The sequence below is a fragment of the Pseudomonas sp. EZ-C24 genome, from assembly GCF_014525325.1.
GTDB classification, from domain to species: domain Bacteria; phylum Pseudomonadota; class Gammaproteobacteria; order Pseudomonadales; family Pseudomonadaceae; genus Aquipseudomonas; species Aquipseudomonas shirazensis.
Window position 1 is genome coordinate 1091116 of record NZ_JACDIU010000014.1, and the last position, 15500, is coordinate 1106615.

At 65.3% G+C, this 15500-nt stretch carries 4 protein-coding genes; all 4 read right to left on the reverse strand.

What is annotated here, in order from left to right:
* Positions 1 to 24 precede the first annotated feature (24 nt).
* A complete protein-coding gene (locus tag IDM28_RS14385; RefSeq protein WP_401183245.1) occupies positions 25 to 2028 on the reverse strand; it encodes a MacB family efflux pump subunit in 2004 nt (667 codons plus the stop codon).
* 2 nt (positions 2029 to 2030) lie between these two features.
* The gene (gene macA / locus IDM28_RS14390) at positions 2031 to 3188 is read right to left on the reverse strand and encodes a macrolide transporter subunit MacA (RefSeq protein ID WP_188036286.1); all 1158 of its coding nucleotides are present in this window, start codon (positions 3186 to 3188) and stop codon (positions 2031 to 2033) included.
* A gap of 63 nt (positions 3189 to 3251) precedes the next feature.
* Positions 3252 to 14576 carry a non-ribosomal peptide synthetase gene (locus IDM28_RS14395; RefSeq protein ID WP_188036287.1) on the reverse strand — a complete coding sequence of 3775 codons (11325 nt, stop codon included), beginning with the start codon at positions 14574 to 14576 and terminating at the stop codon, positions 3252 to 3254.
* On the reverse strand, positions 14573 to 15500 hold a 928-nt coding region (locus IDM28_RS23755), incomplete at its 5' end, for an AMP-binding protein (protein WP_223175923.1). The genes IDM28_RS14395 and IDM28_RS23755, both read right to left, overlap by 4 nt.

A 15500-nucleotide genomic window follows, 5' to 3' on the forward strand; every position in this document is an offset into this window, starting at 1 on the left:
GCGAAGAAGCCGGTACAGGACACCTCAATCCCGTGCCAACGCCTCGATCGGGTCAAGCCGGGCCGCATTGCGCGCGGGCACGAACCCGAACACCACCCCAATCAACGTCGAACAGGCAAATGCCATCACGATCGATGCCGGTGAGAACACCATCTCCCACTGTTTGACGAACAATTCGAACAGGTAGCCGATCCCGTACGACAAGCCGATGCCTACCAGCCCGCCAAACAGGCAGACCATCACCGCCTCCACCAGAAACTGCTGGCGTATGTCCGATTGCCGTGCCCCCACCGCCATGCGAATGCCGATCTCGCGGGTGCGCTCGGTCACCGAGACCAGCATGATATTCATCACCCCGATGCCGCCCACCACCAGCGAAATGACCGCGATCAGCGACAGCAGCAGGGTCAGCGAGCGGCTGGTCTTTTGCACGGTCTGCATGATGCTGTCGAGGTTATTGGTGAAAAAGTCCTTGGTGCCATGGCGTTGCAGCATCAGCTTGGTCACCTCCGCCTCGACCCGCTTGCTCGGCACCCCGTCCTTGATACGCACGCTGATACTGTCCAGGTGGCGTTGGCCAAGCACGCGGCCAGCAGCCGTCTCGTAAGGCACCCAGATATTCAGCTGGTTACTGGCGACGAACAGGTTCTTGTTCTCGGCGGTGACGCCGATCACCGTGCACGGCAGATTCCCCACCAGAATCACCTGCCCCAGCGGGTCAACGGTGGGGCCGAACAGGCGCTTGCGGGTGTTGTGATCGATCACCACCACCTGGGCCTGGCGCCGAGCGTCCTCGGCACTGAACACAATACCGGCGGCCAGAGGGATGTTGCGCACCTGGAAATAGTGTTCGCTGACGCCATTGAGCTGCACGTCGACATCCAGGTTGCGGTAGCGCACCAAGGTGCTCTGGCCAATCACCGGTGTGGCGCTGTCGACGTAGTAGAGTGCGTTGAGCGCGGTGGCGTCGGCCGGCACCAGGGTTTGGATGGTATTGGCCCGGCTGTCGCCGAAGTTGCTACCCGAATAGATATCGATGGTATTGCTGCCAATCGCCTGAATGTCCTTGAGCACGTAGCCCTTGGCCCCTTCACCAATGGCCGAGATAGACACCACTGAGGTGATGCCGATGACGATCCCGAGCATGGTCAACAAGGTGCGCATGCGGTGCGAGATCAGTGCGATCCAGGCCATCTTGAAGGCCTCACGAAACATCCCCAGGCTGGCGATCAGACGCCGTGCAGGCGGGGCGGCCGCTGCCGGCTCGGCTACCGCGGCGGGCATGGCTGCGGTGCCCGTGCTACGGTCGCTGACGATCTGCCCATCGCTGACCTCGATGACCCGCTCGGCATGCGCAGCAACCTTGGGGTCGTGAGTCACCAGGATCACCGTGTGCCCCGCTGCGTGCAGTTCCAGCAGGATGTTCATCACCTCTTTGCCACTGGCTGTGTCCAGCGCACCGGTCGGCTCATCAGCAAGGATCACCTGGCCACCGTTCATCAGCGCCCGGCAGATACTCACCCGCTGCTGCTGGCCGCCGGACAACTGGCTGGGGCGGTGCTGCAAATGCCCGGCAAGGCCAAGGCGGGTGAGCAGCTCGCGTGCCCGGTGGTGACGCTGCCCATGTGGGGTGCCGGCATACACCGCAGGAATCTCGACGTTGTGCAGGGCATCCAGGTGCGGCAGCAGGTGGTAGCGTTGAAAGATGAAGCCAAAATGGTCGCGGCGCAGCGCCGCCAGGGCATCGTCATCCAGCGTGCGCGTCTCTTGCCCGCTGACCTCGTAGCTGCCGCTGCTGGCGTTGTCCAGGCAGCCGAGGATATTCATCAGGGTCGACTTGCCGGAACCGGAGGCGCCGATGATCGCCACCAGCTCGCCACTGTGGATCTGCAGGTCGATACCCCTGAGCGCCAGGAACTCGCGGTCGCCGGCGAGAAAACTGCGGCTGACACCCTGTAGACGTAACAACGGCTCGCCGTTGCCGCAGGCAACGGCCCTGTGCGCACTCAGCTCGACATTCATATTCATGCTCACGCCCCTGCTTCGCCAGACACCGGTTCGCCGATCACCACACGGTCACCTTCGGCCAGGCCATCCTTGATCTGCACTTTGACGTTGTTGTTGATCCCTGCCTGCACGTTGCGCACGTGGGCGAAGCCCGTGGCATCGAGCACTCGCACCGGGAAGCTGCCGTCGCCATTGCGCGCGCCCAAGGCTGCCACTGGCACAGTGAGTACGCCTTCGGCCGTGTCGAGCACAATGTGCACTTGGGCGGTCATCGAAATGCGCAGGCGGTGCTCGGGGTTCGCTACCTCGAACAGCGCGTTGTAGAACACCGCGCCATTGGGGTTGGAGGCACTGCCATCGCTGTTGTCGGTGCTTTGCGCATAGTTCTGCGGGGCAGGTTCGGTGCCGCGCAGCTTGGCGTAGTAACGCTTGTCCTCACCGAGGATGGTGAAATACACCGGTTGGCCTGGGCTGATGTGGATCACATCGGCCTCCGACACCTGGGCCTTCACAGTCATGGTGTCGAGGTCGGCCAGCTTGAGCAGCACCGGCGCCAACTGGTTGGCGATCACGGTCTGCCCTTCTTGCGTGACGATGCCCACCACATGGCCGTTGATGGGTGCATTGATACGGGTGTAGCCCAGGTTGACCTTGGCCGTGTCGATTTCGACCCGGGCACTCTGGATCTGCGCATCCAGAGAACGCACGGCGGCCTGCTGCACTTCGTACTCCGACTCGGCGTTCTCGAAGTCCTGGCGCGACACCGACTCGTCGACCTGCAGTTCACGATAGCGCTCATAGACCCGCCTGGCCTGCTTGAGCTGGGCCAGGCTCGAGCGGCGCTCGGCCTGCAACTTATCCTCGTCGACCTCAGCCTGGCGCAAGGTATTGCGCAGCACCAGCGGGTCGATTTCGGCCAGCCACTGGCCCTCGCTGACCTTGTCACCCAGCTTGACCTTCAACGAGCGCAACTGGCCCGACACCTGGGCACCGACATCCACCTGCTTGACGCCCTGCAACGTGCCAGTGGCCAACACGGCGTTCTCGATGTCGCCACGTTCGACCGTGGCGGTAATGTACTGCGGCGGCTTGGCCGGGGCCTGGACGGCATACAAGGTGACGCCTGCGACCAGGGCCGCGGCGATGCCGAGGCTGAATTTGCGCAATCTGGACTTTTCCATGAACACTCACTATTTCTCGGGTTTCGCTTCACCCGGCCCCCGCGGGGCCGGGAAGGCCCATCTTTAAGGGGTAACCTTGCCGTGGTGCAGCGCCTGCCCGTCGTGCCACCAAGCCGCCAGGCTGAACACATCCGGCACCTTGAGGATGCTGAAGTGGTCGCCAGGCCCCTGCCACAGCGCAAGTCTGGGCATCAGCTGCTGCCAACCGGCCTGCATGGCGGCATGCTCGCGGGCGTTGCCCAAGGCATCCAGGCCCGGGTCATCGACCAGAACCAGGCCCGCCGGCCCGTGGTAGGTCAACGTTGGCCGGTAGGCCGTGCGCAACGCCGTAGCAAAAGTGCGGACGGTGCCGTCCAGTGCACCTGGCTGCGACCGTGCCGGCAGCAGTCCGACCCGCACCATGGCCGCGTGCAGCTGGCTCAACTGCTGGTCATCGCTGGCCGCGGCAAAGGCGCCTGGGTCAATACCCAGGGCTTTGCCAGTGGACAGCTGCAACGCCTCGATCAGCCGCTGCAACGCTTCGCCCAGGGTGTAGGGCCGACCACAGGTGCCGCCCTCGCCCGGCGCTTCGCTGTCGATCAGTGTCAATGAACGCACCTGCCGGCCCTTGGCCTCGAACCTGGCAGCCATGGCATGCGCCACCCAGCCGCCAAACGAATGGCCGACCAGGTTCAGCGGCCCTTGCGGATAAAGCGCCTCGATGGCCTGCACATGGCAATCGGCAGCGGCTTCTACCGAGGTGTGCGGCACCGAACAGCCGTCCAGCCCCCGTGCCTGCAGGCCATACAGCGGCCAGTCCGGGCCCAGGGCCTCGGCCAGGCCAATGAAGCTGGTGACGCTGTCGCCAGCCCCCGGCACGCAGAACAACGGTGCATGGCCATGCTGACCGGTCTGGATCGCCACCAATGGTTGATAAGCCGCTGCCTTGGTGCTGTTCGTGCCAGCCACGGCACCCAGTAGCTGGCCAAGCGCCTGACCGAGCGTGGCCACGTGGGGCGCCTGCATCATGCTGCGGTGGTCCCCCGGCACGCTCTGGATGACCAGGGCCTGGGACGGCAGCGTCTCGCCCCAGCCCAGGGTCGACTCGCTGTCACTGCCCTGATCGGCGCGCAGCAGGTGCACCGGCACGCTCAACGGTGAAGGGCGGTAATGCGCCAGCGCATGGCCGTGCGCCAGTTCACGGCTGAAGTAGTGCAGCAGTTGCGCGTCGCTCATGCTCGCCCACAGCCCATAGAGCAACTGGTACTCGCGGCAGCTGGCGAGCAGCGTGGCAAAATCGGCCTGAGTGGCCTCCAGTTGCTGCAAGCGTGCCAGCTTGTCGGCGCCTGCCGGGCCTTGCGTGCGCCAGAACGTGCTGCAGTTCAACAGCAACTGGCGCTCAAGTGCACGAGGCCCCTGCCAGCGCGCCTTGCCCTGATCGGCCAGGCGCGGCACATAGGTGTCGATCAAGCCGAGGAATTCGACCTTCTCGTCCACACCCAGCAATTGGTTAGCCATCTCGAAGGCCAATACGCCACCGAACGACCAGCCTGCAAGGCGATAAGGCCCCTGCGGCTGCACCCTGCGCATCTGCTCGATCTGATAGCGGGCCAGGCACTCGAGGGTCTGTGGCTGCGGTTGATCGGCCGGGATGCCGGGCAGCCCATAGAGGGCGAAATCACCAGGCAGGTGCTGGCCCAGCACCGGGAAGTAGAAATCCAGCCCGGTGAATTCGTGAACCAGGAACAGCGGCGTCTGGCTGCCCCCTGCACGCACCCGGATCACCCCGCGGTGCGCGGCGTCAGGGTTGCCGAGTGTGGCCGCCAGCAACGCCACGCTGGGGTGCTGGAACACATCGTTGATGGCAACCTGCAGGCCCGCCTTGGTCATCTTGTCGACCAGCCGTATTGCCGCCAGAGAATGGCCGCCGAGCTCGAAGAAGTTATCGTGCCGCCCTACCCGCTCCACGCCCAGCAACTCGGACCAGATCGTTGCCAACAGGGTTTCGGTTTCGCCTTGTGGCGCTTGGTACACGCGGTTGTGCAGGGCCTCGGTGTCCGGTAATGGCAAAGCCTTGCGGTCGAGCTTGCCGTTGGGGCTCAGCGGCAGTGCCTGCAGGTGGACGAACAACGCCGGCACCATGAAGGTCGGCAGGCGCCCGAGCAATGCCGAGCGCAGCGCCTCCAGCGGGAACGACTCGCCCGTGTAGTAAGCGAGCAACTGCTGTTCGTGAGCGATCACCACGGCCTCCTTGACGCCCTCTATCCGCGTCATGCAGGCCTGGATTTCCCCCAGTTCGATACGCAAGCCGTGGATTTTGACCTGGTCATCGTTGCGGCCCAGGTATTCGATGTTGCCATCGGCCAGGTGCCGCGCCAGGTCGCCGGTGCGGTACAGCCGTGCATCCGGGCGGGTGCTGAACGGGTCGTCGAGGAAGCGTTCAGCGGTCAGTTCGGCGCGGTTCAGGTAGCCTCGGGCGACTTGCACGCCGCCGATGAACAACTCGCCGGCCACGCCTTGCGGGACCGGCTGGCCCAGCGGATCGAGTACATACAGCGTGGTGTTGGCGATCGGTTTGCCGATGGGGGTGTTGTCCGGTGCCGTCACGCAGTGCCAAGCGCTCACGTCCACAGCAGCTTCGGTCGGGCCGTACAGGTTATGTAGCTCGACCGTCGGCAGTTGCGTGTGGAAGCGTCGCACCAGGCTGCCCGGCAAGGCTTCGCCACTGCACAGAACGCGCTTCAACGAAGCCGCCGAAGCGTCACCGTGCGCCAGGAACACATCCAGCATCGAGGGCACGAAGTGCAACGTCGTGACCTTTTCGCTGCGGATCACCTGACGCAAGTACTCCGGATCGCGATGGCCGCCGGAACGCGCCATGACCAGGCGAGCGCCGGTTTGCAGCGGCCACAGGAACTCCCATACCGAGACGTCGAAGCTGAACGGGGTCTTCTGCAAGACCACGTCGTCAGCACCGAGGTTGTAGGCGTCCTGCATCCACAGCAGGCGGTTGACCACGCCGGCGTGCTCGTTCATCACGCCCTTCGGCAAGCCGGTGGAACCTGAGGTGTAGATCACGTAGGCCAGGTGACGCGGGGTCAAGCCGGTGACAACCGGATTGCTGGACGGCTGGGCGTTCCAGGTCGGCTGATCCAGGTCGATAACCTGGGCCGAATCCGGTACGTGCCGTGTAGCGCTATGCACCAGCACCGCAACAGGCGCGCTGTCGCTGAGCATATGCCGCACGCGCTCAGCTGGGTAATCCGGGTCAACCGGCACATACGCGCCGCCAGCCTTGAGGATGGCCAGCAGGCCAACCACCATCGACAGCCCACGTTCAACGCAGATCGCCACCCGATCATCAGGTTTGACCCCCAGATCGATCAGGTGATGCGCTAATTGGTTGGCCTGCTCATTCAGCGCGCGATAGCTCAACTCCCCTTCTTCGGCCTTGACCGCGACCGCATCCGGCGTACGCAATACCTGCGCCTCGACCATCCCGTGCAGGGTCTGCTCGAGGTCATAATCCACCGCCGTATCGTTGAAGCCCTGCAGCAATCGCTTGCGCTCATCGGCATCCGGCAACCCGACATGGCCCGGAATAGCCTGATCGCTCTCCACGAAGGCCCACAGCAGTTGTTCGAAATACCCCGCATAACGCGCGATGGTCGCCCGCTCGAAAAGGGCGGTGGCAAACACGATACCGCCGGCAAAACCTTCGGCGCGCTCACCCATGCTCAGGCTCAGGTCGAACTTGGCAATACACGCGGCCCCACTCACTGCGCTCAGCGACAGGTCGGCCAATTGCAACGCCTGCCGCTCCGGGCTGGCGTCCCAGTCCAGGGTGGCCTGGTACAGCGGCGTATGCGCAAGGCTACGGCGCGGGCGCAGCAACTCGACCACCTGTTCGAACGGCAAGTCCTGATGCGCCTGCCCGCCCAGCACCACGGCTTTTACCCGGGCCAGCAGCGTGGCCACATCCGGCGCCCCCGAGGTGTCCACGCGCAACGCCATGGCATTGACGAACATGCCAACCAGGCCATCCACTTCGGCCTGTCTGCGGTTGGCTACGGGCGAGCCGATCACCACTTCATCCTGGCCGGCAAGTCGGCTCAACAACGCCGACCAGGCAGCCATGAACAGCATGTACGGGGTGACGCCATGGCGCCGGCACACGGCTTTGAGCTCGGCACTCAGGCGCGGGGCCAGGCTCAGCGCCACGCTATCACCGGCATACTGCTGACGCTCCGGCCGTGGGTAATCCCACGGCAAGCTGAGCAGCGCCGGTGCCCCGTCCAGCTGGCCGAGCCAGTAATCGGCCTGCTGGCGCAGCGCATCGCCGCTAAGCCAGCGCCGCTGCCACAGGGCATAGTCAATGTACTGCACGGGCAAGGCCGGCAAGGGGTCGTCGCCACCGCAGCTGAAGGCTTGGTACAACTCGCCTAGCTCGCGTACCAAGACGCCCAGCGACCAACCGTCAGCCACCAGGTGATGCAAGGTCAGCAGTAGCAGGTGGTGGTCATCGGCCAGTTGCAGCAGGCGCCCACGCACCGGCAGTTCGCGGCCAAGCGCGAAGGATTGGCTCGCCTCCTGGCGGATCAACGCCGCAATAGCGGCTTCATCCAGGCCCTGGCAAAGGTCCCGGCCAAACTGGAAGCCTTCGCTGCCGGTTGCCAGCACCACCTGCGGCTCACCTTCCTGTTCGACAAAATGGCTGCGCAAGCTTTCATGGCGCTCGACCAGGCGTCTTAAAGCACGCTCCAGTGCCGCACTGTCCAAACGGCCCTCCAGGCGCAGGGCCAGGGGAATGTGGTAGGCCGCGCTGGCTTCCTCCATCTGCGCCAGAAACCACAGTCGCTGCTGGGCGAAGGAAAGCGGCAAAGTACCGTCTCGCGGGCCCGGCTGGATGGCCGGCAAGGTATCGCCGTCACGCGTAAGGCATGCGGCCACCGCTGCCAGGCTGTCATCGGCAAACAGGTCGTTCAAGCCCAGCTCCAGCCCCAGGCGTTGGCGAACCTGGGCCAGCATGCGCATTGCCAGCAGTGAATGGCCGCCCAATTCGAAGAAGCGGTCGTGACGCCCGACGCGTTCCAGCTCCAGCAGTTCGCTCCACAACGTGGCCAGCGCCTGCTCACGTTCGCCTTCCGGTGCTTCGTACGCTGTCACCGCCAGGTCCTGGGGCGCCGGCGCCGGCAAGGCTTGGCGATCAACCTTGCCATTGTTGTTCAGCGGCATTCGCACCAATGCGACAAACGCGGTAGGCACCATGTAATCCGGCAAGCGCCCACGCAGGAAGGCACGCAGGTCAGCGGCCTGCAATGAGGCCTCGAGCCGGGTAAACCAGGCCACCAGCCGCAGTGGCCCCTGCTCGTTCGGCACAGCCATCACCACAACTTCACCGACACTCGGTGCCAGTGCCAACTGCTGCTCGATCTCGCCCAGTTCGATCCGATAACCGCGAATCTTGACCTGGTCGTCATTGCGCCCCAGGCACTCTAGCTGGCCGTCGGCCTGCCAGCGTACCAGGTCGCCGCTGCGGTACAGCCGGGCGCCCGGCTGCGGGCTGAACGGGTCATCGATAAACCGCTGCGCCGTCAGTTCTGGTTGGTTCAGGTAACCGAGGGCCACGCCGTCGCCGCCGATGTACAGTTCACCGACCACGCCTTGCGGCACGGGCTGTTGCCAGGCGTCCAGCACATACAGCTGGGTATTGCCGATAGGCCGGCCAATCGGCACTTGGGCTGCATCGGGCGCCAGCTCACGCACGTGGCAGGTGGCCGCGAGCGTGGTGGTTTCGGTAGGCCCGTAGGCATTGATCAGGCGCAGCGCAGGTGCCTTGTGCAGCAGCGTGCGGAAGGCTGCGGGTTCGGCACGCTCACCGCCGCTGATCAGCACGCGAAGCGCCGCCAGGGCCTCGGGGATCAACTGCACGTACTGGTTGAACAACGCCGTGGTCAGGAACAGAACGGTAATGCCCTGCTCCGCCAGCGCCTTCGCGAAAAGCGCCGGGTCGACCAGCGTGCGGTGGTCGATCAGCCGCAACTGCCCGCCATTGAGCAACGCACCCCACACCTCCAGGGTGCTGGCATCGAACGCCGGGTTGGAGGCGAAAGCGATGCGGTCGCTGGCCAGCAACCCGGCATACCGCTCGTTCAGCACCAGACTCGCAACACCCCGGTGCGCCACGCACACGCCCTTGGGTTTGCCTGTGGTGCCAGAGGTGTACATCACATAGGCCGCGCGGCCAGCGTCCTGGGCCAACCCAGGGTTGTGGCCAGGCTGGTCATCGAGGACCAGTTGATCGAGGTCGACCCGCCGCACTGCATACTCAACCGCTGTGCCAGCAAGCGTCAGCAGCGCGGCGGCCTGGCAATCCTCGACCATGAAGGCCTGGCGCTCGGTCGGGGCATGAATGTCGAGCGGCACACAGACCGCGCCACACTTGAGCACGGCCAGTTGCGCCACCAGCAGGTGCAGGGTGCGCGGCAGCAGCATGGCCACATAGGCACCCGGTGCCACACCTGCGCCCATCAGGTAATGGGCCAGACGGTTGGCGCGTTGGTTCAGTTCGCCATAGCACAGTGCCTGGTCGCCCTGCACTGCAGCTACCGCCAAGGGATGGCGCGCCACGCGCTGCTCGAACAACTGCTCCACCGTCAAGTCACGGGGGTAATCGCGCTGCGTGGCATTGAAACGGTGCAGCAGGGTCTGGCGCTCGCTGTCGCCCAGCAACGGCACTTGTGCCAACGGCTGTTGATCATCGCCGACCATGGCCCAGAGCAGGGTCTCGAAGTAGCCCACATAGCGCCGCACAGTCGCCTCGTCGAACAGCGAGGTGGCGTAGTCCAGGCTGCCGGCCAGCGTGTCGCCAAATTCGCCGAGGTTCAGCGTCAGGTCGAACTTGGCGACCTGACCCGCCTGAACCACGGCCTCCAACTGCAGGCCCGGCAGCTGCAACGCGCCACCTTCGATCGCCTGCCAATTGAGCGTGGCCTGGAACAAAGGGGTATGGCCGAGGCTGCGCACTGGGCGGACGATTTCCACCACCTGTTCGAACGGCAGGTCCTGGTGCGCCTGTGCCTCCAGCACGCGCGTACGCACCTGCTCCAGCAGCGCTTGCGCCGTCGGTGCGGCAGCCGTGTCGATGCGCACCGCCAGGGTATTGACGAACAAGCCCAGCAGCGGCTCCAGCTCGGCACAGCCGCGGCCCGCCACAGGGCACCCGATGACGATTTCGCCCTGGCCGGACAGCCGCGTCAACACGGCGGCCCAAGCGCTGAGCACGGCCATGTACAGGGTTACCCCGTGACGCTGGGCCAGGCTGCGCAGACCAGCCGCCAGGCGTGGCTGCAACTGCAGGGGCAGGCTTGCACCGGCAAAGTCCTGGCGTTCGGGGCGTGGGCGATCACTGGGCAGCTTGAGCAGGCTGGGCGCGCCGTCCAGGGCCTGGCGCCAGTAATCGGCCTGGCGCTGCAACTGGGCGCCGGCCAACCAGCGGCGCTGCCATACGGCATAGTCACCGTACTGGATGTCCAGGGCCGGCAGCGGATCGTCCTGGCCCTGGCAGCAGGCCGTATACAGCGCGCTCAGTTCACGGGTCAGCACGCCCAGTGACCAGCCGTCGGCAACGATGTGGTGCACGGTCAGGGCCAGCACATGATGTTCTGCGCCTAGACGCAGCAAACGCGCTCGCAACAGCGGTCCGTGGGCCAGGTCGAAAGGCGCAAGGGCCGCTTCATCCAAACGGGCGGGCAGCGCGTCGACGCTCAGCTCTTCACGCTGGAACCAATCGGCACCCGCCGTGGCGGCCAGCACCACCTCGGCACTGTCATCGCGGGGTACGAAGCGGCTGCGCAAGGTCTCATGGCGCTCGATGATGGCGAGCAAGGCTGCTTCCAGCGCATCGGCATCCAGTGCCCCGCGCAGGCCCAGGGCCAGCGGCACATTATAGGCCTGGTTACCGCCTTCCATCTGCGCCAGGAACCACAGCCGTTGTTGGGCGAACGACATCGGCAGCGGCGCATCGCGCGGCACCGGGCGTATCGCTGGCAACTCACTGCGCCCGGCATGGGCCAATACCTCGGCCACGGCGGCGAGCTCGGGGTTGGCGAACAGGTCGCCCAGGCTCAGTTCGACACCCAGGCGCAGGCGCACCTGGGAGACCATGCGCATCGCCAGCAGGGAATGCCCACCCAGGCTGAAGAAATGGTCGCGTCGGCCGACCCGCTCAACCTGCAGCAGCTCGGCCCATAGCGTGGCCAGCGCATGCTCCAACGCGCCTTCGGGAGCCTCGTAGCCCAGCTCGAACTGCGCAGAGCGTTCTGGCCGTGGTAATGCGCGGCGGTCGAGTTTGCCGTTTGCGGTCAGCGGCAACGCCGGCAGCTGCACATACGCTACCGGCACCATGTATTCCGGCAGGTGCGCCTGTAATTGGCTGCGCAGGCCTTCTGGGGGGAGCGGCTCGACGCCTGCCAGGGCGGTGAAGTAAGCCACCAGACGCGGCTGGCCGGGCTGGTCCTCGCGGGCCAGGACAACAGCTTCATCGATGCCGACCAGGGCGTTCAGCCGGCTTTCGATCTCGCCCAGTTCGATGCGCACGCCGCGGATCTTGACCTGGTCGTCGTTGCGCCCCAGAAAGTCCAGAGTGCCATCCGCCAGCCAGCGCACCAGGTCACCGGTGCGGTACATACGCCCACGGGCGACGAAGGGGTCGTCAAGAAAGCGTTCGGCGGTGAGCGCCGGACGGTTCAGGTAGCCTCGGGCAACCCCGGCGCCACCAATGTACAACTCGCCTGGTACACCCAGCGCGACAGGCTGCAGGTGTGGGTCGAGTACGTACAGGCGGGCGTTATCGACCGGCCGACCGATGTGCAGCGCCGCACCCGCTTCCAGCACGCCGGAACTCGCTACCACCGTGGTTTCGGTCGGGCCGTAGTTGTTGACCACGGCAAAGCGCTGGGTCCGGTTGAACTGGCGCAGGCGGTCACCGCCGATCAACAGGGTGCGCAGGGTCGGGTGTTCGAGTTGATGGTTGAAGGCGTACTCGGCCACCGGCGTCGGCAAGAAGCTCACGTCCAGGGGCTGTGCCTGCCACCAGGCAAGCATGGCATTCAGGTCATCGTTGCCCTCCGACGCTGGCGCCAGGTGCAACGTGGCCCCGGCGCACAACGCCGGCCAGACTTCCCAGGCCATGGCGTCGAAACCAAAACCGGCCAGGCTCGAAGTGTGCCGGCCATGGCACAGGTCGAACGTGCGGCAGTGCCAATCGACCAGGTTGTTGACGGTCTGGTGCTCGACCATCACGCCCTTGGGCTCGCCGGTGGAACCGGAGGTGTAGATCACATAGGCCAGGTGGTTCGCACTCAGCCCCGGCACGAACGGGTCGCTATCGCACACAGGCCAGTCCGGCTGGTCGAGCAGCACCACCGGCACCGCGACAGGCCCCAGGCGCTCACGCAGGGCCTGTTGCGTCAGCACCACTACCGGGCGGCTGTCGTTCAACAGGTACTGCACGCGCTCATCCGGGTGGGCGGGGTCCACCGGTACGTAACCGGCGCCGGCCTTGAGCACCGCCAACAAGCCAACCAGCGTTTGCAGGCTACGCCGCGCCAGCACCGCGACGCGGTCGTCAGGCCGCACCCCCAGGTTGATCAGGTGCTGGGCCAGGGCATTGGCCTGGCGGTTGAGCTCGGCGTAGCTCAAGCTCGCGCCGTCACTGGTGGCGGCGATAGTGTCAGGGTGCAGTTCGGCGCGTTGGGCAATGCGCTGGTGCAGGGTCAGTTGCCGCTCATAGGGGGCCGGATAATCGTTGAACACTTGCAGCAGTTCGTCGCGCTCGCTGTCGGGGAGCATGGCCAGCGCCATGACCGATGACTGCGGCGCCTGCAGCAGGCTTTCGAGAGTCTGTTGCAGGTAGGCGCAAACGCGCTGCGCCGGCACTTCAGCGCTGGCCAGCAGGGTCAGGCGAAACGCTTCGCCCAAGTCGTCGACGCTGAGCGTCAAGGGATAGTTGGTAGCCTCGGCAGACTCGACGATGTCAATGCCGGCCAGGGCTGCGCGGCATGGCTGGGTGCTGTCCACTGCGCTGTGGCGGTAATTGAGCAAGGCATTGAACAGCGGCGCCGGCGCCGACACACCGCTGCAACGCTGGGCCAGGGCCAGTGGCGCGTGTTCATGGCGCATCAATGCGCTCAGCCGTTGGTGGGTGGCGCGGATCGCCGTCGGCAAGTCAACGCTGCTCAAGTCCACGCGGACCGGCAGGGTGTTGATGAAAATCCCCAGCGCCCGGTCGGTGGCTTCGGCGCCCTGCAAGCGCCCCATCAGCACTGTGCCGAACACCACCTGCTCGCGCCCCGTCAGCCCGCCCAGCACGCGGCCCCAGGCCAAGTGGAACAGGCTGGCGACACTCACCCCCAGGCTACGCGCCTGGCTGCGTAGCTGCTGGCACAGCGCTAGTGGCAGGTCGAGCGCGTGCTCGTTGTGCACCTCGCCCACGCCTTGCACATCCTGGATGCCGTAGGCCAGGGTCGACGCGTCGATACCCTCCAGCATGTCGCGGAAAAACGCCTCGTGTTCGGCCTCGCTGATACCCAGCACGGCTTGTGCCACATAATTGCGAAACGGCACCGGGGTGCCCAGCCGATCACCCTCACCGGCCAGAAACGCGATCAGCTCGTGACGCACCACCTCCAGGGCACTGTGGTCCATGGCGATATGGTGGAACTGCAGGGTGGCGGTCAGTGCGCCATCGGCCTGCTCGGCCTCACGCAGCAGGCGGATCAGCGGTGCCTGGGTCAGGTCGAGCCTGCCGCGCGTGGGGTCGTTGTCAGGTAGCGTCGCCACCTGCAGTTCGGCGCGGCGCCAGACTACCTGCACCGGCGTTTCCAGCCCTTCCCAGTGCACCGAGGTGCGCAGGATGTCATGGCGTGCAATCACGCCGCGCAGTGCATCGGCAAACGCCTGCAAGCGGGCCTCGCTGGCAAACACGAAACGCGCCTGCATTACGTAGGGGTCGCTGTCGGTGGCACTGGCATGGTGGAACAGTATGCCCTGCTGCAGCGGCGCCAGTGGGTAGATGTCTTGCACGTTTGTCGCACCGCCGGGGATGCAGGCGACGATGCGGTCAAGGGTGCTCTGGTCGAGGTCGATCAGGTTGAGGTGCTGCGGCGTAATGCGCGTGCAGCCTGGCTCGATGAGGTTGGGCGGCACTTGTACCGCGCCCTGTTTCACGGCCACGTACTCGCCGCGCTCGATCATAGCCACCAGCGTCGGCTTGTGTTCACGCAGTTGCGCCACCAACGCGGGGTCGCTCAGGGCCTGGCGGTTGCCTTGGACGGCCAATTGGCCGTCCTTCAGCGCCAGTTGTACGTTTTTGGCCGTCAGTGTTGCCAGTAATTGGTTGATGCTCACAGGACGATCTCCATTCTGTCTGTGATGGCTGCGTAGCCCGCCAAGGTCGGTTGGTCGAACAGGGCGCGCACGTCGGCTTCCAGGCCTTGCTCACGCAGGCGGGAGGTCAGGGTCACCGCCAGCAGCGAATGGCCGCCCAGCTCGAAGAAGTTGTCATGCCGCCCTACCCGCTCCACGCCCAGCAGCTCGGCCCAGATCGCGGCCAGCAGGGTTTCGGTTTCGCCTTCTGGGGCTTCGTACACGCGGCTTTGCAGGGCTTCGGTATCCGGGAGTGGCAAAGCCTTGCGGTCGAGTTTGCCGTTGGGGCTCAGCGGCAGTGCCTCCAGGTGCAGGAACAGCGCGGGCACCATGAACTCCGGCAGGTGGGCCAGCAATGCCGTGCGCAGAACGTCTGCGCCCTGCTGCTCACCGGTGTAATACGCAACCAAACGCTGATCGCGAGCCACCACCACGGCTTCCTTCACGCCGTCGATGGCCGTCAGGCCGGCCTGGATTTCACCCAGCTCGATGCGCAAGCCACGGAGCTTCACCTGATCATCGTTGCGGCCCAGGTATTCGATGTTGCCATCGGCCAGGTGCCGAGCCAGGTCGCCGGTACGGTACAGGCGTGCATCTGGGCGGATGCTGAACGGGTCGTCGAGGAAGCGTTCAGCAGTGAGTTCGGCGCGGTTCAGGTAGCCACGGGCGACTTGCACGCCGCCGATGAACAGCTCGCCGGTCACGCCTTGCGGGACCGGCTGGCCCAGCGGATCGAGTACATACAGCGTGGTGTTGGCGATCGGTTTGCCGATTGGCGTGTTGTCCGGTGCCGTCACGCAGTGCCAGGCACTGACGTCTACCGCCGCTTCGGTCGGGCCGTACAAGTTATGCAACTCGACCGTCGGCAGTTGCGTGTGGAAGCGTCGCACCAGGCTGCCCGGCAAC

Coding starts and splice junctions, on each gene's coding strand:
- IDM28_RS14385 (WP_401183245.1), bottom strand. CDS start 2,028: ATGAATATGAATGTCGAGCTGAGTGCGCACAGGGCCGTTGCCTGCGGC.
- macA (WP_188036286.1), bottom strand. CDS start 3,188: ATGGAAAAGTCCAGATTGCGCAAATTCAGCCTCGGCATCGCCGCGGCC.